This window comes from Kitasatospora sp. NPDC101108 (assembly GCF_055584725.1).
In genome coordinates this window covers 110,415-128,799 of the sequence record NZ_JBVJLM010000005.1, presented here as the reverse complement: position 1 = coordinate 128,799, position 18,385 = coordinate 110,415, and the positions used below count along the sequence as shown (strand labels likewise).

15 protein-coding genes and 1 pseudogene are annotated in these 18,385 nt (G+C 72.5%); 7 read left to right on the top strand and 9 right to left on the bottom strand.

Annotated features, from left to right (window positions below):
- Window positions 1-55 precede the first annotated feature (55 nt).
- From ACZ6Z8_RS13795 to ACZ6Z8_RS13785, 3 genes are all read right to left on the bottom strand, one after another.
- Entirely contained in the window at window positions 56-1,006 is a 951-nt protein-coding gene (locus ACZ6Z8_RS13795; RefSeq protein WP_465609314.1) for a GlxA family transcriptional regulator, read from the bottom strand.
- A complete protein-coding gene (locus ACZ6Z8_RS13790) occupies window positions 1,003-1,587 on the bottom strand; it encodes a cysteine hydrolase family protein (protein WP_465609312.1) in 585 nt (194 codons plus the stop codon). The genes ACZ6Z8_RS13795 and ACZ6Z8_RS13790 overlap by 4 nt, the downstream gene beginning before the upstream one ends.
- A gap of 70 nt (window positions 1,588-1,657) precedes the next feature.
- The gene (locus tag ACZ6Z8_RS13785; RefSeq protein ID WP_465609310.1) at window positions 1,658-2,164 is read right to left on the bottom strand and encodes a nuclear transport factor 2 family protein; all 507 of its coding nucleotides are present in this window, start codon (window positions 2,162-2,164) and stop codon (window positions 1,658-1,660) included.
- A gap of 133 nt (window positions 2,165-2,297) precedes the next feature.
- On the opposite strand from ACZ6Z8_RS13785, the pseudogene ACZ6Z8_RS13780 reads away from it, so the two are divergent.
- Window positions 2,298-2,519: pseudogene (locus ACZ6Z8_RS13780) on the top strand (helix-turn-helix domain-containing protein); the annotation flags it as partial.
- 11 nt (window positions 2,520-2,530) lie between these two features.
- Here the strand turns inward: ACZ6Z8_RS13780 and ACZ6Z8_RS13775 are convergent.
- From ACZ6Z8_RS13775 to ACZ6Z8_RS13755, 5 genes are all read right to left on the bottom strand, one after another.
- Window positions 2,531-2,959, bottom strand: a complete 429-nt coding sequence (locus ACZ6Z8_RS13775) for a VOC family protein (protein ID WP_465609308.1) — start codon at window positions 2,957-2,959, stop codon at window positions 2,531-2,533.
- A gap of 47 nt (window positions 2,960-3,006) precedes the next feature.
- Window positions 3,007-3,771, bottom strand: coding sequence for an alpha/beta hydrolase family protein (locus tag ACZ6Z8_RS13770; protein WP_465609306.1), 765 nt, complete (start codon window positions 3,769-3,771; stop codon window positions 3,007-3,009).
- 312 nt (window positions 3,772-4,083) lie between these two features.
- The gene (locus ACZ6Z8_RS13765) at window positions 4,084-5,007 is read right to left on the bottom strand and encodes a S1 family peptidase (RefSeq protein WP_465609304.1); all 924 of its coding nucleotides are present in this window, start codon (window positions 5,005-5,007) and stop codon (window positions 4,084-4,086) included.
- A 262-nt stretch (window positions 5,008-5,269) separates the two neighbouring features.
- Window positions 5,270-7,747 carry an endo-beta-N-acetylglucosaminidase gene (locus tag ACZ6Z8_RS13760; RefSeq protein WP_465609302.1) on the bottom strand — a complete coding sequence of 826 codons (2,478 nt, stop codon included), beginning with the start codon at window positions 7,745-7,747 and terminating at the stop codon, window positions 5,270-5,272.
- Between the two features lie 151 nt (window positions 7,748-7,898).
- Entirely contained in the window at window positions 7,899-9,011 is a 1,113-nt protein-coding gene (locus tag ACZ6Z8_RS13755) for a LacI family DNA-binding transcriptional regulator (protein WP_465609300.1), read from the bottom strand.
- Window positions 9,012-9,132: 121 nt separating this feature from the next.
- Here ACZ6Z8_RS13755 and ACZ6Z8_RS13750 point away from each other — a divergent pair, with 121 nt between their 5' ends.
- From ACZ6Z8_RS13750 to ACZ6Z8_RS13725, 6 genes are all read left to right on the top strand, one after another.
- Window positions 9,133-10,422, top strand: a complete 1,290-nt coding sequence (locus tag ACZ6Z8_RS13750; protein ID WP_465609298.1) for an ABC transporter substrate-binding protein — start codon at window positions 9,133-9,135, stop codon at window positions 10,420-10,422.
- 148 nt (window positions 10,423-10,570) lie between these two features.
- Window positions 10,571-11,443 (top strand): carbohydrate ABC transporter permease, encoded by an 873-nt coding sequence (locus ACZ6Z8_RS13745; RefSeq protein ID WP_465609296.1) that lies wholly within the window; start codon window positions 10,571-10,573, stop codon window positions 11,441-11,443.
- A gap of 3 nt (window positions 11,444-11,446) precedes the next feature.
- A complete protein-coding gene (locus ACZ6Z8_RS13740; RefSeq protein ID WP_465609294.1) occupies window positions 11,447-12,346 on the top strand; it encodes a carbohydrate ABC transporter permease in 900 nt (299 codons plus the stop codon).
- The gene (locus ACZ6Z8_RS13735; protein ID WP_465609292.1) at window positions 12,343-13,653 is read left to right on the top strand and encodes a glycoside hydrolase 5 family protein; all 1,311 of its coding nucleotides are present in this window, start codon (window positions 12,343-12,345) and stop codon (window positions 13,651-13,653) included. The genes ACZ6Z8_RS13740 and ACZ6Z8_RS13735 overlap by 4 nt, the downstream gene beginning before the upstream one ends.
- Window positions 13,654-13,691: 38 nt before the next feature.
- Window positions 13,692-16,733 (top strand): alpha-mannosidase, encoded by a 3,042-nt coding sequence (locus tag ACZ6Z8_RS13730; RefSeq protein WP_465609290.1) that lies wholly within the window; start codon window positions 13,692-13,694, stop codon window positions 16,731-16,733.
- A 72-nt stretch (window positions 16,734-16,805) separates the two neighbouring features.
- On the top strand, window positions 16,806-17,738 hold the full coding sequence (locus ACZ6Z8_RS13725) for an ROK family protein (protein ID WP_465609288.1): 933 nt from the start codon (window positions 16,806-16,808) through the stop codon (window positions 17,736-17,738).
- Window positions 17,739-17,964: 226 nt separating this feature from the next.
- On the opposite strand, the gene ACZ6Z8_RS13720 is transcribed toward ACZ6Z8_RS13725, so the two are convergent.
- On the bottom strand, window positions 17,965-18,360 hold the full coding sequence (locus tag ACZ6Z8_RS13720; protein ID WP_465609286.1) for a DUF2267 domain-containing protein: 396 nt from the start codon (window positions 18,358-18,360) through the stop codon (window positions 17,965-17,967).
- Between the last annotated feature and the right edge of the window lie 25 nt (window positions 18,361-18,385).

The window sequence follows — 18,385 nt, the reverse complement described above, 5'->3', positions numbered from 1 at the left end:
CAGGCGCCCGGGGGTGAACACCGCGGCCGAGTAAGGGCTCACGGCAATGTGGCGATCAGGTCGACGCCCGGCCGCGCCCGCGCAGGCGGCGCAGCATCCGGGCGTCCTGGAAGCCCACCGCCCGCGCCGCGGCCTCGACGGTGGCGCCGTGGGAGATGAGGTGTTCGGCCCGTTCGAGCCGCAGTTCCTGCTGGTAGCGCAGCGGGGTGCGGCCGGTGGCCTCGGTGAAGTGGCGGGTGAGGGTGCGTTCGCTGACGCCGGACGCGGCGGCGAGCTCCGCGAGGCGCAGCCGGGTGGTGTACCCGGCGTCGATCAGGTCCTGGACGTGGTGGACGGCGTCGACGAGGTGGGCCCGGTGCCTGAGCATCGCGCTGGTCTGCTGCTCGTCCCCGTTGCGCCGGGCGTAGACGACCATCTCGCGGGCGATCCGGGCGGCGGCCGCGGGCCCGTGGCGGCCGGCGACCAGGTGCAGCGCGAGGTCGATGCCGCTGGCGATGCCCGCCGAGGTGACCACCCGGCCGTCCACCACGTACAGCACGTCGCGGACCACGCACGCCGACGGGTGGCGGCGGGCGAGTCCGTCCTGGGCGTCGTGGTGGGTGGTGCAGCGGCGGCCGTCCAGCAGTCCGGCCCGGCCGAGGGCGTCCGCGCCGGTGCAGATGCTGGCGACCGTCCCGCCCGCCGCGTGGTGGGCGGCCAGCCGCTCCAACGACGCCGGGGACGGTCCGTGGGAAGCGCCACCGGGGCCGCCACCGGTACCGCCACCGCCCGGCGAGCGGGGCTCGCGCCAGCCGGGGACGACGACCAGGTCCCCTGCCGACAGCGGCGGCCACTCGGTGGCGGCCCGCAGCGGCAGGCCCTGCGCCGTCGGGACGTCCTCCTGCTCGGCCACGTAGCCGATCTGGTACCCGAGGCCCAGGTCGGCCGCGGTCGAGAACACCTGGGCGGGCCCGGCGAGGTCCAGCAGGTGCAGCTGCGGGACGAGCAGGAAGACGACGCGGGTCACGATCCGGTCAGCTCCTGGACGGTCGCGACCCGGGCGAAGCGGCCCGAGAGGGCGTACTCGGTGCGGGTCGTGATCTCCTCCGTGGAGAGCGTGCGCGGGTCCGCGAGGATCTCGGCGAGGCTGCGCCCGGGCGGCGCGTCCCGGTGCTCGATCGGCTGGGTCGCGGTGGCGTCGGTGACGAAGGTGACGTCGTAGCCGAGGTCGGCGGCGACCCGGGTGGTGGTCTCGCAGCACTGCTCGGTGCGGATGCCGCTGACGGTCAGTTCGCGGATGCCGCGCTCGGTCAGCTGCTGCTGGAGGTTGGTGGTGGTGAAGGCGTTGTGGGAGGTCTTGGTGAGGACGGGCTCGCCCTCGGCGGGCACCAGCCCGTCGATCATCCGCACGTACCCGAGAGCGGGGTCGAAGACCGTCCCGCTGCCCGCTTCGGCGTGCAGGAACCAGACGACCAGGTCCCCCTCGGCGCGGGCGTGTGCCACCAGCTTGTTCACCTGGGTGACGATATCGGGGTTGGAGACGGCCGCCCACTTCTCCAGCCGGCGGAAGGATTCCTGGACGTCGATGACGAGGAGCGCTCTGTTCATGCCCCCGATCCTGGCGGGCCCGGGGCCCTCGGCTGAAGGCACCATCGGGGCCGGATGCGGAACGATCCGGTCAGCCGAAGATGGCGCCGGGGTCACCGGTGAACCAGGTGTTGTCGATGCTCATCCGCCGGATGACCCAGCGGTCGCCGTCGCGGACGAGTTCGACGTCGTAGGGGTTCTTCAGCAGGGCGTGGGTGGCGGGGTCGGCGATGAGCAGGTGCTGCGCCTCCACGAGGGCGGTGAGGCGGGCGGTGTCGCCGTCGATCGTGATCCGGGGGTTGGCGACCTGGTGGGTGGTGTCGATCCGGCCGGTGAACATGGCCAGGATGGTGCTGACGATGGTGTCCCGTCCGGACATCACCGGCGGCTCGCCGCCCCACTTCGCCGCGGCCGGGCGGAAGTCCAGCTCGGCGTCGGCGGCGAAGGCGGAGGCGAAGAGCTCCTTGTCCTTGAGGTCCTGGCCGAGGCCGAAGCGGTAGAGGGCGTCGACGATCTCGGCGCGGTCCCGGAGTTCCGCGACGACCGCGGCGGTGTCGTGGGCCGGGGCGGTCAGGGCGCGGTCGCGGGTGACGTACATGACGGACTCCTCCAGGGGGCTGTGTTTCCGACAGCTCCGATCATGCTGCGGGCTGTGTGGATCATCAATGCGCTTCTGTGCCACGATCGTTAAGCCACAGTTGACGATGGAAGTGGACGGGGGAAGGCGCCGGATGCTGGAGCGGCACGAGCTGGAGGCCTTCCTCACGCTCGCCGAGGAACTGCACTTCGGGCGCACCGCCGAACGACTGCACGTCTCCACGGCCAGGATCAGCCAGACGATCGCCGAGCTGGAGCGCCGGATCGTTGTCCCGCTGTTCCACCGCACCAGCCGCCGGGTGGAGTTGTCGCCGGTGAGGCGCGACCTGCACACCGCCCTGTACAACCTCGGCCGCCCTGCACAACCTCAGTCCAGGCAGAACTCGTTGCCCTCGATGTCCTGCATCGAGATGCAGGAGTCGTGGCCGTCGTACAGCAGCTGCACCCGCACCGCGCCCAGCGCGAGCACCCGCTCGCACTCGGCCTCAAGCACGGCCAGGCGCTCCTCGCCCACGAGCCCCGTACCGACCCGCACGTCGAGGTGCACCCGGTTCTTGACGACCTTTCCCTCGGGAACGCGCTGGAAGTACAGCCGCGGGCCGACCCCCGTCGGATCAGTGCAGGCGAACCACGAGCCCCGTTCCTCGGGAGAACGGGAGTTCTCGTACTCCTCCCAGGTGGCGAACCCGTTCGGCGGCTCCGGCGGGACATACCCGAGCAGCTCGCACCAGAAGCGGCCGACGCGCTCGGGTTCCGCACAGTCGAAGGTGACCTGGAACTGCCTGATCGTTGCCATCGGGCCACCATAGTGGCGCGACGGACAACGGACAGCCGATCGAGGCGTCAGGCTGCCGTGTTCACCGCCCGGCCGAGGTGCCGGGCGAAGAAGCGGACCGCGCTGTCGACCTCGAAGCGGGGCAGTTCCTTGTGCTTGCCCGAGTTCACGTGCAGGGACTTCTCCGCCGAGGCGAAGGCGTCGAAGAGCGCGAGGCCCTCCTCGCGGGATATGTGCTCGTCGTCCCACTGGAGGTCGAACTCGACCGGGACGGTGATCCGCTCGGCGTACTCGGCCAGCGCCTGGGGCCAGTGCTGGCCGAACACCGCGGCGGTGATCCGGGGCTCGGCGGCGACGAACGGAACGCCGATCGCGGTGCCCATGTTGATGCCCCAGAAGCCGACCGGCCCCTCGGTCCCGATCTCCGGCAGCTGCTGGAGGGCGTCCAGCAGCGCGTGGTACTCCGGCACGGCGAGCCTGGCCAGGTGGTCGTTGTAGCGGACCACGATCGGCCCCTCCGGCTCGCCGGCCGCCCGGGCCGCGAACAGGGCGGAGATCTCCCGCTCGTCGTGCTCGCTGCGCGGGCGGTCACCATGACCGGGCGCATCGAGGACGGCCACGTGGTACCCGCAGGCGCGCACCAGGCGCCCGGCCCGGCCGGACATCGCCGGGTGCTTCTTGTGGTTGCCGCCCCCGTGGGCCTGGAGGACCAGCGGCGCACCGTCCGCACCGGACGCGGGAGACCAGAGGACACCGGGTACGCCGTTGACGGTGAACTCGCGTTCGACGATGCCGTCGGTGGTGGATTCAGCGGTGAAAAGGAGAGCGTTCATGGCAGTTGCCCTTCGAGAGTGCCTTGCAAGGAGGCGCTCCCGGCGAGACCTACGTCAATCGCCACTCGTGACGGCAAGGGGGAGCACCCATATCGGTACAGCGTTCACGGGTCTCACCTCCTCGGGCGGTGTCACGGTCGACCGAGAAGCTATCAGCTCGATCACCGGCCCTGCCACCCATTTGTCTTCCGCCTCCGCGAACCTCCCAACAGCCGTCCGCGCCAAGGCCCTCCAGCCCACGGCCCTCCAGCCCACGGCCCCCCGCCCCGCGGCCCCCCGCCCCACCGGGCGGAGGGCCGCGACCGACTCACGTCACCCGGCCGGTGTCCCCACCGGCCCGGCACCGGCCGGGTCCCTGTCGTCGAACGACGGGAACCCCGGCCAGGAGTCCAGCAGGGTGGCCGAGGCCGTTGACGTGTAGATGCCGGGGCCGCCCTGCTGACCGCAGCCGAAACCGCCCGACACCACACCGATCTGGTAGAAGACCTCACGGCCCGGAACGGTGCGGAACAGCGGTCCTCCGCTGTCCCCCTGGCAGGCGTCCCGGCCCTCTCGGCCGGCACAGACGTCGGTGTCCGGGTTGAAGCCGCCCGAGATCATGCACTCGGCGGTGGCGAGGATCGGCACGTTCACCTGCCGCAGCCGGTCCGGCCCGTGGTACAGGACTTCATCGGTGTTGCCCCAGCCGATGACCGTGGCCTCCTGCCCCGGCCGCAGCATCGCATCGGTGCCCTTGGTCGGCAGCTTGACGGGGGTGATGCCACTCACCGCCTCCGTGAGCTTCACCGCCGCGATGTCGTAGCCTCCCACGCTCCCGTAGCGCGGGTGGATCTTCACCGTCTCGACGTGGCGCAGCTGGCCCTTGCCGGAGTCGGACAGCTGGGCCCGGCCGACGAGGACGTCGAACCCCGTGGTCGGCCACTTGTCCACGCAGTGGGCGGCGGTCAGCACCCACTGCGGGGCGATCAGGCTGCCGCCGCAGTACTGGTTCTCGTACGTGGTCAGGTCAGGGCGCTGGTAGAGCAGCGCCGCCATGAACGGGTAGGCGTCATCGGCGACTTGGGTACCGCCGATGATCCGGGTGTGCCGAGCGCCGCCGCCCGCACGCCGGCCGTCGGCAGCCGGCGCCCCGGCGGCACTCACGCCCAGCAGAGCGGTGGCCACCGCCGCGGTGAGGCCGAGCAGCAGACCTCGGCGGAATCGCCCGCGGATGCCGCGGATGGCGGGGAACGTCATGGGGAACTCCTTGTCGGAGGTGCGGGAACCGACGGATCGCACCGTCGCCTACGGACCCGGCCCACACCTCGCCCGCCCCCTGAGGGAGGCCGGACGAACCGAATGGACCGTAGACGAACCGTATCGCGGCCATCACTCTCCGAAGTCGCAACGCCACCCCCGGCCCACCCGTGTCGCGTGCCGGAACCGCCGAGAAGCCCCCCGCCTTCGTCGACCGTGAGCGCATCGGGATCGTCGCCCTCCCCGGCCCGCCAGGCGGGTCCTACTGCCCCCAGGCCTCGAACTCGTAGATGCGGGCTGCCGGATCGGTGCTCTGGGTCGGCTTGGTGACGACCAGCCGCACGTAGCGGGCGGTGGTGTTCACCGGATGGCTGGTGGTGCCCGCGGTGTTGCCGGTCACGGTGGCGACCGTCGTCCACGGGTCGGTGGTCTTCGAGCGGACCTGGACGGAGAAGTCCCGGGTGTTGTAGGAGGCGCTCTCACCGCCCGCCTGGGCGTGCTCGACCACGAACCTGTCCAGCTTCTTCGCCGAACCGAGGTCCACCTCCAGCCACTTGGCGGAGGTGAGGGTGCACCACTTGTCGCCGGTCCCGCCGCCGACGCTGCCGTTGACGGCCTTGGCCGGGCCCTCGTCGGCGTTGCACCGGCCGGAGGCGGTGGCCGGGCGGTTCAGGGCCAGGTCGGTCGAGGTCGAGGGCGGCGTTCCGTTCCAACCCACCACCGTGGAGGCGACGCCGGAGTGCCCGTAGGTGGTGGACACCGCCTCGACGTCCAGCGTGGTGCCGGTCTCCCCGCCGGCCCGGTCGAGCCGCCCGACGAAGTAGGCGTCGTTGGGGGTGGCCCCCAGGAAGGTGCGGCTGCCGTCCGCGTTGCGCCGGTACACCTCGTAGTGGTGGACGTTGCCGCCGGGCGCGGCCGTCCAGGAGAGCCGCAGTGACTGGCTGGCGCCCGCGGTCACGTCGCTCGCGCCGAGCACGGTCAGCCCGCCCGGTGCCGCCGGCTGCTCCACCGAACCGTCGTAGAGGGCGACTTGGCCGACGCGCAGGTCGTACGCCGGGTCCGCGCCGGAGGAGCCGTCCACCTGCAGTGCGAGCTGGGAGATGGTCCGGCCCGCGTAGGGGGAGAGGTCGAGGGTGTGCCGCTCCCAGCCCGTCCCGGCGTTTCCCCCGACGTCCACGGTGGTGAAGCTGTCCGGGGTGTCGGTGAAGGAAACCGCCGCCTTGAGCCTGGTCGGACCGGCGGCCGGGGTCTTCACCACCAGGTCGAGCTTGGTGTCGGCGGCGACCGGCAGGCTGGTCTGGTAGAGCCGCACGGTGTTGGTGGAGTCCAGGGTGCCGGTCAGTCGCAGCGAGGAGCCGCCCTGGTAGGAGTCGGTGAAGTCGATCGACGGACTGAGCTTGCTGCCACCGGAGTTGACCACCCAGCGGTAGGTCGGCGGGACGTCCTGCAGCGAGAGGTTGTTCCAGCCGCCGGTGGCGACCCGGGTGCCGGCCGCGTTGTAGAAGTCGCCCTGGCCGGTGTCGAAGGTGGTGACGAAGGGCTTGGCGGTGATCGGCGAGGACTCGGCGACGTAGCCCGCCAGGCCCGGCCAGCTGCCGGAGAGGTCGGTGTTCGACGGGTCGCCGTTGGCGCCGACCCAGTAGCGGGCGTCCTTGGTGTAGAAGTCGGCCCGGTCGGTGGCGGACTTCCAGGTCCACTCGGGGCGGTAGAGGCCGAGTGAGGTGGTGTGCGGCCGACCGGCCGGGAAGAGGGTGTTCCAGTCGACGGAGGTGTTGTAGCCGTTCGCCTCGGTGTCGATGCCGGAGTACAGGTCGTACTCGCTGCGGCCGAGCCGGTGGGCCAGGGTGCGGGAGGAGTCCAGGCCGTCGGACGTCCAGCCGAAGTTGAGGAACATCGAGTCCGAGGTGCGCTTCGGACCTTCCTGGAGGAAGGGCGAGTTGGCCGAGGTGAGGGCGTTCTGCCAGTCGACGGCGCCCGAGGTGGTCATCGCGTCGTACCACATGAACTCGGTGCCGCTCTTCGTCCCGGTGTACTGCATCAGGTTGCGGACCTCGGACGCGAGGCCCGCATCGCCGCCGCCCGTCTCCTGGTTGATGAACCAGCCGTCGAAGCCGTAGTACTGGGCGGCCTGCACCAGCTTGTCGGCCACGGGGTAGTGGTCGCCGGCCTTCCGGACGAAGTCGCGCACCCACGGGAGCCGGCCGCCGTACGCGGCGGGCGGGAAGAAGACGGTGCCGTAGACCTTGACGCCGTTGCGGTGGGCGGCGTCGATCACGGTCGGGTTCGGCGCGAGGATCAGGCCCTCACCGGCGGATCCGCCCCAGAACACCAGCTTGTCGACGTACTGCCAGTAGCCGAAGGCGTAGTAGTTGGGGTCGGCGGAGCCCTGGGAGGGGTTGTTCGAGGTGGGGGCGAAGGACACCAGCGAGGCGATCTTCCCTTCGCCCGCCCGGGCGTTGGGGTTCGCGGCCAGGGCCGGGTCGCTGGTGCGCGGCTGGAGCGGGACGCGGGAGCGGTTGAACCGGGCGTCCGGGTCGGTGGCCGGGTCCCAGTTGAGGATGGTGCTGGGGTACCAGTACGAGGCGTAGGGCTGGTTCCCGGCGGCGGCCGTGGCCGGCGGGGCCGAAAGGGCGGCGACAGGGGCGGGGGCGGCGGCGGGGGCGGCCTGGGCGGGCGGCACGACGCCCAGCGCGGCCGTCGCGAGTGCGGCGCCGAACAGCAGGGGGAGACGTCTGGACATGCGGTGGCTCCGATCGAGCGGAGTGGGTGGGGCCGGGCCCACCGGCAGCGGCAGGCCCGGGTGCATGCGGGCGCGGCGGTGCTCATCGAGGGGAATGCGGCGGTCATGACAGCAAGCGGTGCGCAGGCCGGACCCCCTCGGCGCAGCGAGGCTAAACCGGTTCAGAACCGGTGTCAACGAGTCGCGCAGCAGCCACACCCACCGGTGGCGGCGGCGAGGTGGACTCCCGTACGGTCAGCCGGGGCGTGGGCATCCGGAGGTCCCGCCCGGGTCCGGTGCCGTCCACCGCCTCCAGCAGGCTGCGTGCGACCTGCTCGCCGAGCGCGAAGGTGTCCCGGCTGAGCGCGGTCAGCGGCGGATGGACGATCCGGGCGAGCACCGAGTCGTCGAAGGAGACGATGGACAGCTCGCCGGGCACCGCGACGCCCATCTCCCCCGCGACGCCGAGCCCGGCGACGGCCATCACGTCGCTGTCGTAGACGATCGCGGTGGGCCGCCGGGCCCGGGAGAGCAGCGTGCGGGTGGCCGCCGCTCCCTCGGCGTCGCTGAAGTCGGTGGGCACCGACACCGCCTCCTCCAGCCCGAGCCGGCGCGAGGCGTCGCGCAGCGCGCGGATCCGCCGCTGGGTGTGCTGGAAGTGCGGCAGTCCGGCGAGGTGGGCGATCCGGCGGTGTCCGATGGCGGCCAGGTAGTCGACGATGGAGAGCATCGCCTCCCGGTCGTCGGCCCAGATCCGCAGCTGGTGGCCGCCCTTGCCCGGGCCGCCGAGGACGACGGCGGGCAGCCCGAGTTCGTCCAGCACCGGCAGCCGCGGGTCCCTGACCTGGAGGTCCACCACCACGAAGCCGTCGACCCGGTGCTCGGAGGCCCAGCGCCGGTAGACCTCGATCTCGGCGGCGGTGTCCTCCACGACCATCAGGTGCAGCGCCACCGAGCTGGCCGAGAGCACCGCCTGCAGGCCGGAGAGCAGGTGGCTGAAGAACGGTTCGACGCCGATGGTGCGGGCGGGGCGGGCGATCACCAGGCCGACGGCGTCGGACCGGGCCCCGCCGAGGGCGCGCGCGGCGTGGTGGGGCCGCCAGTTCATCTCCTCGGCGACCCGCAGGATCCGGTCCCGGGTCGCCTCGCTGACGCCCGGTCGGCCGTTGAGCGCGAAGGAGACCGCGCCCTTGGAGACGCCGGCCCGGCGCGCGATGTCGGCGATCGTCGGTCTGCCCACGGAACCCGACTCCTTCTCTTGACAGCCAAGTTTAGGCCGGAGCATAGTCCCTGCCAGAGCTAGACCGGTTTAGTAGGTCGTTGTCCGGAACATCACCCGACCGAAGACCCCACCCACCCCCGAGCTCGGCGCGATCCCCCACCCACCCCAGGACCGGGAGACCCTCATGCGAAGAATCTGGGCGGCACTGACGACGACGGCCCTCACCGCCGCGGCCCTCACCGGCTGCGGACTCGGCTCCGGCGACAGCAAGAACAGCGACAGCGTGGCGAGTGCGGCCGCCGCCGGCGAGGTCAAGGGCAAGGTCTCGATCCAGACCTGGGCGCTCAAGCCGAAGTTCACCGACTACATGCAGGGCGTGATCGACGGCTTCAGGAAGAAGTACCCCGGCGTCGAGGTCGACTGGCTCGACCAGCCCGGCGAGGGCTACTCCGACAAGGTGCTCAGCCAGGCCGCCGCCGGCACCCTGCCCGACGTGGTCAACCTCCCGCCGGACTTCGCCTTCCCGCTCGCCAGGAAGGACGTCCTGCTGGACGTGGCCAAGGCCGACCCCAAGCTCGCCGACGAGTACGTGGCCGGCGGCGTGGAGGCCTACCGCTACCACGGCTACCAGGGCACCTTCGGCTACCCCTGGTATCTCAACACCGATGTGAACTACTGGAGTTCGGACCTCCTCCGAAAGGACGGCCTGGACCCGGGGAAGCCCCCGGCCACCCTGGACGAACTCATCGCCCAGGCCCGGGTGATGAAGCAGAAGTCCGGCGGCCAGGACTACCTGATGAGCCGCAAACCGGGCCTCGGCGACCTCCACAACATCGGTGTGAAGATCATGGCCGACGACGGCAAGTCCTTCACCTTCAACACCCCCGAGGCCGCCGCACTGCTGGACAAGTACCGCGACGCCTTCCAGGAGGGGCTGATGCCGAACGGGGTGCTCACCGACACCTACGCCGGCAACTCCAAGCTGTTCAGCTCCGGCACCGTGGCCTGGACCACCGGCGGCGGCAACTACATCACCAGCCTCGCCACCGACAACCCGACCCTCGCACCGAAGGTCGTCGCCTCCCCCGCGATGGGCACCCCGCCGCTGTACGTCCAGGGCCTGTCCATCCCCAGGAGCACCAAGAACCCGGCCGCCGCGGTCGCCCTCGCCCGCTGGGTCACCAGCCCCGAGAACCAGGCCGCCTTCGCCCACCTGACCAGCGTCTTCCCCTCCACCAAGGCCTCCGCGAACGACCCGTTCTTCAGCAGGAGCGACGGCACCAACGCGGGCGACGCCAAGGTGATCGCCTTCGACTCGCTCGCCAAGGCCGAGCTGATCCAGCCGGTCGAGGTGGACGACGCGATGGGCACCGTCGTCAAGCAGCAGTTCGCCCTCGCCATCAGCGGCCGGACCAGCTCCAAGCAGGCCCTGGACACCGCCGTCGAGCAGTGCGACAAGCTGCTCAAGGGCTGACCCCACCACGCCCGGAACCCCGTACCGGCGAGGCGGCGGGCCTCCCCCACGCCCGCCGACCCCGGAACGCCCGCCCCCGGAACGCCCCCAGAACGCCCACCCCCAGAACGCCCACCCCAGGAAGGCCCCGCCCCAGGAAGGCGACAGCATGACCCACCGGCGTTGGTTCACCCCCTGGCTGCTCGCCGGCCCCGCGATCCTCTGGCTGGCCGTCTTCAACCTCTGGCCGGCCGTCAACACGGTGATCCTCTCCTTCACCAACGCCAAGCCGATCGGCGGCGGCCGGTTCACCGGCCTGGAGAACTACGGCCGCCTGTTCGACGACGCCCAGCTCGCCGACGCCCTGCTCAACAGCATCGTCTTCATGCTGGTCTGCCTCCCCCTGCTCACGGTCCTCCCGCTGCTGCTCGCCCTGCTCGTCCAGCGCCGCATCCCCGGCATCACCTTCTTCCGCACCGCCTTCTACACCCCGGTGATCGCCTCCGCCGTCGTGGTGGCGCTGATCTGGGGCTGGGTGCTGGACGACCGGGGCCTGGTCAACGGCCTGCTCCGGCAGACCGGCCTCAGCGACTCCCCGGTCCCCTTCCTCACCGACCGCTGGCTGCTGCTGTTCAGCGCTATCGCCCTGACCGTCTGGAAGGGCCTGGGCTACTACATGGTCATCTACCTCTCCGCGCTCGCCAACGTCCCGCGCGAGCTGCACGAGGCAGCGGCCGTGGACGGCGCCGGCCCGCTGAGCCGCTTCCGGCACGTCACCCTGCCCGGGGTGCGCCCGACCATGGTGCTGGTCTCCGCCCTCATCTCGGTGAGTTCGCTGCGCGTCTTCTCCGAGCTGTACGTGCTCTCCAACGGGCTGGGCGGCCCCGGCGGCCGCGACATGTCGGTGGTGATGCTGATCCAGATGTACAGCCGCGGCTTCAACGGCCACCTCGGCTACGCCTCCGCGCTCAGCCTGATGCTGTTCGTCATCACCCTCGGCCCGATGCTGTTCCTGATGCGGCTGAACCGGAAGGCGGCCTGACCCGTGACCACCGTCCGCGAACCCGGCACCACCGTCCGCACCGCGCCCGTCCGCAGGAGGGCGGCGCGCGGCTTCAACACCCCCTCCCCCGCCCGGACCGCGGCCCGTTACCTGTTGCTCCTGCTCGTCCTGCTCCTGGTGATCGGCCCCTTCCTGTGGCAGCTGTCCACCTCCCTCAAGGGCGCCGGCGAGGACGTCTACTCGCGCACCCCGGGCTTCCTGCCCGACCGGCCCACCCTCGGCAACTACGGCAAGGTCGCCGACACCGTCCCGGTGTGGACCTACGCCCTCAACTCGGTGATCGTCGCCGCCGTCTGCATCACCGGCAACGTGGTCGGCTGCACCCTGGCCGGCTTCGCCCTGGCCCGGCTGCGCTTCCGCGGCGCCAAGCTGCTCCTCGGCCTGTTCCTGGCCACCCTGGTGCTGCCCGGCGAGGTCACCATCGTCTCCCAGTACGTGCTGGTGCGCGGCCTCGGCCTGGCCGACAGCCTGCTCGGCGTCGCGCTGCCCGGGGCGATCGCCATGCTCAACGTGCTGCTGATGCGCACCGCCTTCGCCGCCGTACCCGCCGAGCTGGACCAGGCCGCGCTGGTCGACGGCGCCAACGTCCGGCAGCGGCTGTGGCACATCGGCCTGCCGAACGTGCGCGGCATGCTCAGCGTGATCGTCATCTTCACCTTCATCGGCGCCTGGGACGACTTCCTCTGGCCGCTGATCGTGCTCAACGACCCGCAGAAGTACACCCTCACCGTCGGGCTCCAGTACCTCAACGGCACCTTCTCCGCCAACCCCCGGCTGATCGCGGCCGGCACCATGATCGCCTTCCTGCCGATCGTCGTGGTGTTCGCCGTCTGCCAGCGCTTCTTCTTCCAGGGCGTCGAGGAGGGAGCCGTCAAGGGATGAGCCCATCTCCCGCAGGTCCCAGCTCAGTTGAGGATGCCCCCGTGACCACGACCCCGCAGGCCCCGCGTTTCGGCGTCAACTACACCCCGAGCGCCGGCTGGTTCCACCACTGGCTCGACTTCGACCTCGACGCCGTGCGCGCCGACCTCGACTCCATCGCCGCCCTCGGCCTCGACCACGTCCGGGTCTTCCCGCTCTGGCCGCTGTTCCAGCCCAACCGCACCCTGATCCGCCCGCGCGCCGTCGAACAGCTGACGGCCCTGGTGGACGCGGCCGGCGAACGCGGCCTGGACGTCGCGGTGGACGGCCTCCAGGGCCACCTGTCCAGCTTCGACTTCCTGCCGTCCTGGACCCGGACCTGGCACCGCCGCAACATCTTCACCGACCCCGAGGTCATCGACGCCCAGGCCGCCTACCTGCACACCCTCGCCGGGGCACTGCGCGAGCGGCCGAACTTCCTCGGCCTGACGCTCGGCAACGAGATCAACCAGTTCTCCGGCGGCCCGCACCCCGACCCGGACGAGGTCACCCCCGCCGAGGCCGAGGCCTGGCTGCGCCGGATGCTCGCCGCCTGCGAGCGCGGCGCGCCCGGACGGCTGCACCTGCACGCCTCGTACGACGCGGCCTGGTACCGGGACGGGCACCCGTTCACGCCCTGGCACTCGGCCCGCCTGGGCGCCGCCACCGCCGTGCACTCCTGGGTGTTCAACGGCACGGCCCAGCGCTACGGCGCCCACTCCACCGCCACCGCCCAGCACGCCGCCTACCTGGTCGAGCTCTCCAAGGCCTGGGCCGACGACCCGGCCCGCCCGGTCTGGCTCCAGGAGGTCGGCGCGCCCGCCCCGCACATCGGCGCCGAGGACGCGGCCCGGTTCACCGGCGCCACCGTCGAGGCCGTACTGGACTGCCCCGACCTCTGGGGCGTCACCTGGTGGTGCTCCCACGACGTGGACCGCTCGCTCGCCGACTTCCCCGAACTGGAATACGACCTCGGCCTGTTGACCACCGAACGGGCCGTCAAACCGGCCGGTGCCCGGCTCGCCGAGGCCGCCGCCGAGGCCCGCCGCGACTGGCAGCCGGCCAAGCCGCGCAGCACCGCCGTGGTGGTCGCCACCGGGGACGAGGTCACCTCGCCGCACCGCGCGGTCTGCGGACCCGGCGGGGCGGTGTACGAGGCCTTCATGCGCCTCGCCGAGGCCGGCGCCCGCCCGACCACCGTGCTCGCCGAACGCGCCGGGGACCGGGCGCACCTGGCCGCGCGCGGCATCACCGAGGTGGTCCACCCCTTCGACGTACGTTCTCTCTAGTCAGCGCTGTCCCTCGTCACGCAACGGAGCCTGCCGACATGCACGATGACCGCACCCTCGTCGAGTCCCGCCTCAAGCGCGTCCTGGAGGAGCGCATCCTCCCGGCGATCCACCCGGAGTCCGTCCCGCTGGAGGTCGGCATCTGGACCGCCCCCGGCGAGCCCGTCCCGGTCGCCGAGGGCCTGGCCGCGCCGCGCACCCCGATCGCGGTCGGCGACGCCTGGGGCGCGCCCTGGGGCACCAGCTGGCTGACCGTCTCCGGCACCGTGCCCGAGGCCTGGGCCGGCCGGACGGTCGAGGCGCTGATCGACCTCGGCTTCGACGCCAACATGCCCGGCTTCCAGTGCGAGGGCCTGGTCTACCGCCCGGACGGCAGCCCGGTGAAGGGCCTCAACCCGCGCAACCAGTGGGTGCGGATCGCCGCCCCGGCGGCCGGCGGGGAGCAGGTGCTGCTGCACGTCGAGGCCGCCGCCAACCCGGTCATCCTGGACTACCACCCCTTCCTGCCCACCGAGCTGGGCGACAGGGAGACGGCCGGCGACCAGCCGCAGTACCAGCTGGCCCGGACGGACCTCGCGGTCTTCGACGAGACGGTCTGGCAGCTCTCCATCGACCTGGAGGTGCTCGGCGAGCTGATGGCCGAACTCCCGGTGGACGGCGCCCGCCGCTGGGAGGTGCTGCGCGCGGTCGAACGGGCCCTGGACGCGATCGACCTCCAGGACGTCAACGGCACGGCCGCGGCCGCCCGTTCGGAGCTCACGGCCGTACTGGCCGCACCCGCGGCCCCGTCCGCGCACCGGATCAGCGCGATCGGCCACGCCCACATCGACTCGGCCTGGCTGTGGCCGCTGCGCGAGACGGTGCGCAAGGTGGCCCGCACCACCGCCAACATGACCGCGCTGCTGGAGGACGAGCCGGACTTCCTCTACACCATGTCCCAGGCACAGCAGTACGCGTGGATCAAGGAGCACCGCCCCGAGGTGTACGCGCGGGTCCGCAAGGCGGTGGCCGAGGGCCGGTTCGTGCCGGCCGGCGGCATGTGGGTCGAGTCCGACACCAACATGCCGAGCTCGGAGGCGATGGCCCGTCAGTTCGTCTACGGGAAGCGGTTTTTCCTGGAGGAGTTCGGGATCGAGAACCGCGAGGCCTGGCTGCCGGACACCTTCGGCTTCACCGGCGGCCTGCCGCAGATCATCCGCAACGCGGGCTCCAAGTGGCTGCTGACCCAGAAGATCTCGTGGAGCCAGGTGAACAGGTTCCCGCACCACACCTTCCTCTGGGAGGGCATCGACGGGACGCGCATCTTCACCCACTTCCCGCCCGTGGACACCTACAACTGCTCCATGAAGGGCAGCGAAATCGCCCACGCGGAAAGGAACTTCAAGGACAAGGGGGTGGCCCGGCACTCGCTCGCCCCGACCGGCTGGGGCGACGGCGGCGGCGGGACGACCCGCGAGATGGTCGCCAAGGCGGCCCGGCTGCGCGACCTGGAGGGCTCGGCCACCGTCCGCTGGGAGAAGCCCGCCGAGTTCTTCGCCAAGGCCGAGGCCGAGTACCCGGACCCGCCGGTCTGGGTCGGCGAGCTCTACCTCGAACTCCACCGGGCCACCCTGACCAGCCAGGCGAGGACCAAGCAGGGCAACCGGCGCAGCGAGAACCTGCTGCGCGAGGCCGAACTCTGGTGCGCCACCGCGGCGTTGCGCACCAGCGCGGCATACCCGTACGAGCAGCTGGACCGGATCTGGAAGACCGTGCTGCTGCACCAGTTCCACGACATCCTGCCCGGTTCCTCGATCGCCTGGGTGCACCGCGAGGCGGAGGCGACGTACGCGGCCCTGGCGGAGGAGCTGGAGGGGCTGATCGGCGCCGCCCAGCAGGCGCTGGCCGGGGAGGCCGCGGGCGGGCGCGAGCTGGTGTTCAACGCCGCGCCGCACGCCCGCTCGGCCGTCCCGGCGGGCGGGGCGGCCGTGGTGGCCCCGGCGGGAGAGGGCTGCACGGCCGACGAGCGGCCCGAGGGCGGGTTCACCCTGCGCAACGGCCTGCTGGAGGTCACCGTCGACGGGGACGGCCTGATCGCCTCGGTGGTCGAACTGTCCAGCGGCCGCGAGAGCGTCGCCCCCGGCAGCCGGGCCAACCTGCTGCAGCTGCACCCGGACTTCCCCAACATGTGGGACGCCTGGGACGTCGACCGGTTCTACCGCAACACCGTCACCGACCTGACCGGCGTGGACTCGCTCACCGCCACCGCCTCCGCCGACCGGGCCGCCGTCCGCATCACCCGCTCCTTCGGCTCCTCCACCGTCGTCCAGGTCCTCACCCTGCGGGCCGGCGAGCAGCGCCTGGACATCGACACCGAGGTCGACTGGCACGAGACCGAGAAGTTCCTCAAGGCGGCCTTCCCGCTGGACGTCCACACCGAGCGCTACGCCGCCGAGACCCAGTTCGGCCACCTCTACCGGCCCACCCACACCAACACCAGCTGGGACGCCGCCAAGTTCGAGGCCTGCAACCACCGCTTCGTCCACCTGGAGGAGCCCGGCTGGGGCGTGGCCCTGGTGACCGCCTCCACCTACGGCCACGACGTCACCCGCACCGTGCGCGCGACCGACGGCGGCACCACCACGACCGTGCGCTTCTCCCTGCTGCGCGCCCCGCGCTTCCCCGACCCGAAGACCGACCAGGGAGTGCACCGCTTCCGGCACGCGCTCGTCCCGGGCGCGGCGATCGCCGACGCCGTCCGCGAGGGCTACCGGATCGGCCTGCCCGAGCGGCGGGTCACCGGCAGCGCCGAGCGGGTCGCGCCGCTGGTCGAGCTGGACGACGACGCCCTGGTGGTCAGCGCCGTCAAGCTCGCCGACGACCGCAGCGGCGACCTGGTCGTCCGGGTCTACGAGGCGGGCGGTGGCCGGGCCCGCGGCCGGCTCACCACCTCCTTCCCGCTGGCCGGCGCCGTGCCCTGCGACCTGCTGGAACGGCCCTGGGACGGCACCCGCGGCGAGGTGACGGTGGAGGACGGCGCGGTGCGGCTGGCGCTGCGACCGTTCGAGCTGGTCACCCTGCGGCTCAGCGCGGCCGGCTGACCGACGTACCGTGAAGGCGCCCCGGCCCCGCGCGGCCGGGGCGCCGCCCCTGCGACCCTCCTGGAGCCCGCCATGCCGCTCACCCCCCTGTTCGCCGCCGTCGACATCGGCGGCACCAAGATCGCCGGGGCGCTGGTCGACGGCGACGGACGGCTGCGGCACCGGCTCCAACTGCCCACCCCGGCCGACGGACCCGGCCCGGCCGTGCTCGCCGTCGTGCACCAGGTGCTCGACCAGCTCGCCGGTACGGCCGACTGGGCCGCCGTGACGGCCGTCGGCATCGGCAGCGCCGGCCCGGTCGACCTGGCCGACGGCACCGTCAGCCCGGTCAACATCCCCGGCTGGCGCGGCTTCCCGCTGGTCGCCGAGGTCGCCGCCCACCCGGCGGTGGCCGCCCGGAGCCTGCCCGTCCGGCTCGCCGGGGACGGCGTGGCGATGGCCGCCGCCGAGCACTGGCAGGGCGCGGCCCAGGGCGCCGGCAACGCGCTCTGCCTGGTGGTGTCCACCGGCGTCGGTGCCGGGCTGGTGCTGGACGGCGCCGTGCGGCCCGGCCCCAGCGGCAACGCCGGGCACCTCGGCCACATCACCGTCGACCTGGACGGCGAACCCTGCCCGTGCGGCTCCCGCGGCTGCCTGGAGGGCCTGGCCAGCGGCACCGCGATCGCCCGCCGGGCACTCGCCGACGGCTGGCGGCCGCCGGGCGAGGACCGCACCGCCCGCGCCGTGGCCGTGGCGGCCGCCGCGGGGGACCCGGTCGCGCTGGCCTCCTTCGACCGGGCCGCCCAGGCGCTGGCCGCCGGGATCGCCGCCACGGCCGCCCTGGTCGACCTCCACCGGGTGGTGGTCGGCGGCGGCGTCGCCACCGCCGGGGAGGTGCTGTTCGCCCCGCTCGCCCGCCACCTGGACCGCTACGCCGCCCTCTCGTACGTCCGCGGGCTGGATGTGCGCCGGGCCGAACTCGGCACCGATGCCGGGCTGATCGGCGCGGCCGCGCTCTGCCGCTGAGCCGCTCCGGTACCTCGCCGTCCGGTCCTCGCCGTCCGGTCCTCGCCGCGACGGGCCGGGCTCCCGGGGTGCTGCGGGGCGGCGCCCCGGAGGCGGGCCAACCGGCAGGCCCCTGCGATGAGTTGGCCTCGCCCCGCGGCGGCGGTCCGGTCCGGAGCCGGCGCCGGGCGTCCGCGTCGGCGGCGGCGTCCGCCCACGTCGGCGTCAGCGCCCGCGTCCGCCCGGCTCAGGCCGGGAGCGGATGTCCGAACAACAGGTCGTAGCCGTCCGGCAGTTGCTCGATCACCCGGTCGATCAGTTGCCCGGGGACGAGGTCGGCCAGGGTGCTGAGCACCGCCCCGATGTCCCACTGCGCCGTCGCCGGCGTCGCCCCGTCGATCCAGCCGACCACGGCCTCCACGAAGCGCTCGGCGGTCAGCGGCTCGGCGGCCGGCTGGGCGTCCCGGAGCAGCGAGGCGTACGTCCCGGGCAGCGCGTCGGCGAGGTCCAGCCGCTCCGCGCCCACCAGGTGCTCGCCCAGCAGGGCGAGCACGACCCGGGTGGCATGGTCCGCCTCGGCCTCGCCCCGGTACTCACCGCGCTCCACGACGCGGGCGAGGAAGTCCTCCCAGGAGATGGTCATCGCGTCCTCCTTCCGGTCCGCGGGA

Excerpts from the sequence above, each read along its gene's own strand:
- ACZ6Z8_RS13730 (WP_465609290.1), top strand. The coding sequence starts at position 13,692 with ATGCACGATGACCGCACCCTCGTCGAGTCCCGCCTCAAGCGCGTCCTG.
- ACZ6Z8_RS13760 (WP_465609302.1), bottom strand. The coding sequence starts at position 7,747 with ATGTCCAGACGTCTCCCCCTGCTGTTCGGCGCCGCACTCGCGACGGCC.
- ACZ6Z8_RS13770 (WP_465609306.1), bottom strand. The coding sequence starts at position 3,771 with ATGAACGCTCTCCTTTTCACCGCTGAATCCACCACCGACGGCATCGTC.
- ACZ6Z8_RS13725 (WP_465609288.1), top strand. The coding sequence starts at position 16,806 with ATGCCGCTCACCCCCCTGTTCGCCGCCGTCGACATCGGCGGCACCAAG.
- ACZ6Z8_RS13785 (WP_465609310.1), bottom strand. The coding sequence starts at position 2,164 with ATGTACGTCACCCGCGACCGCGCCCTGACCGCCCCGGCCCACGACACC.
- ACZ6Z8_RS13750 (WP_465609298.1), top strand. The coding sequence starts at position 9,133 with ATGCGAAGAATCTGGGCGGCACTGACGACGACGGCCCTCACCGCCGCG.
- ACZ6Z8_RS13765 (WP_465609304.1), bottom strand. The coding sequence starts at position 5,007 with ATGACGTTCCCCGCCATCCGCGGCATCCGCGGGCGATTCCGCCGAGGT.
- ACZ6Z8_RS13745 (WP_465609296.1), top strand. The coding sequence starts at position 10,571 with ATGACCCACCGGCGTTGGTTCACCCCCTGGCTGCTCGCCGGCCCCGCG.
- ACZ6Z8_RS13735 (WP_465609292.1), top strand. The coding sequence starts at position 12,343 with ATGAGCCCATCTCCCGCAGGTCCCAGCTCAGTTGAGGATGCCCCCGTG.
- ACZ6Z8_RS13775 (WP_465609308.1), bottom strand. The coding sequence starts at position 2,959 with ATGGCAACGATCAGGCAGTTCCAGGTCACCTTCGACTGTGCGGAACCC.
- ACZ6Z8_RS13790 (WP_465609312.1), bottom strand. The coding sequence starts at position 1,587 with ATGAACAGAGCGCTCCTCGTCATCGACGTCCAGGAATCCTTCCGCCGG.
- ACZ6Z8_RS13720 (WP_465609286.1), bottom strand. The coding sequence starts at position 18,360 with ATGACCATCTCCTGGGAGGACTTCCTCGCCCGCGTCGTGGAGCGCGGT.
- ACZ6Z8_RS13755 (WP_465609300.1), bottom strand. The coding sequence starts at position 9,011 with ATGCTCCGGCCTAAACTTGGCTGTCAAGAGAAGGAGTCGGGTTCCGTG.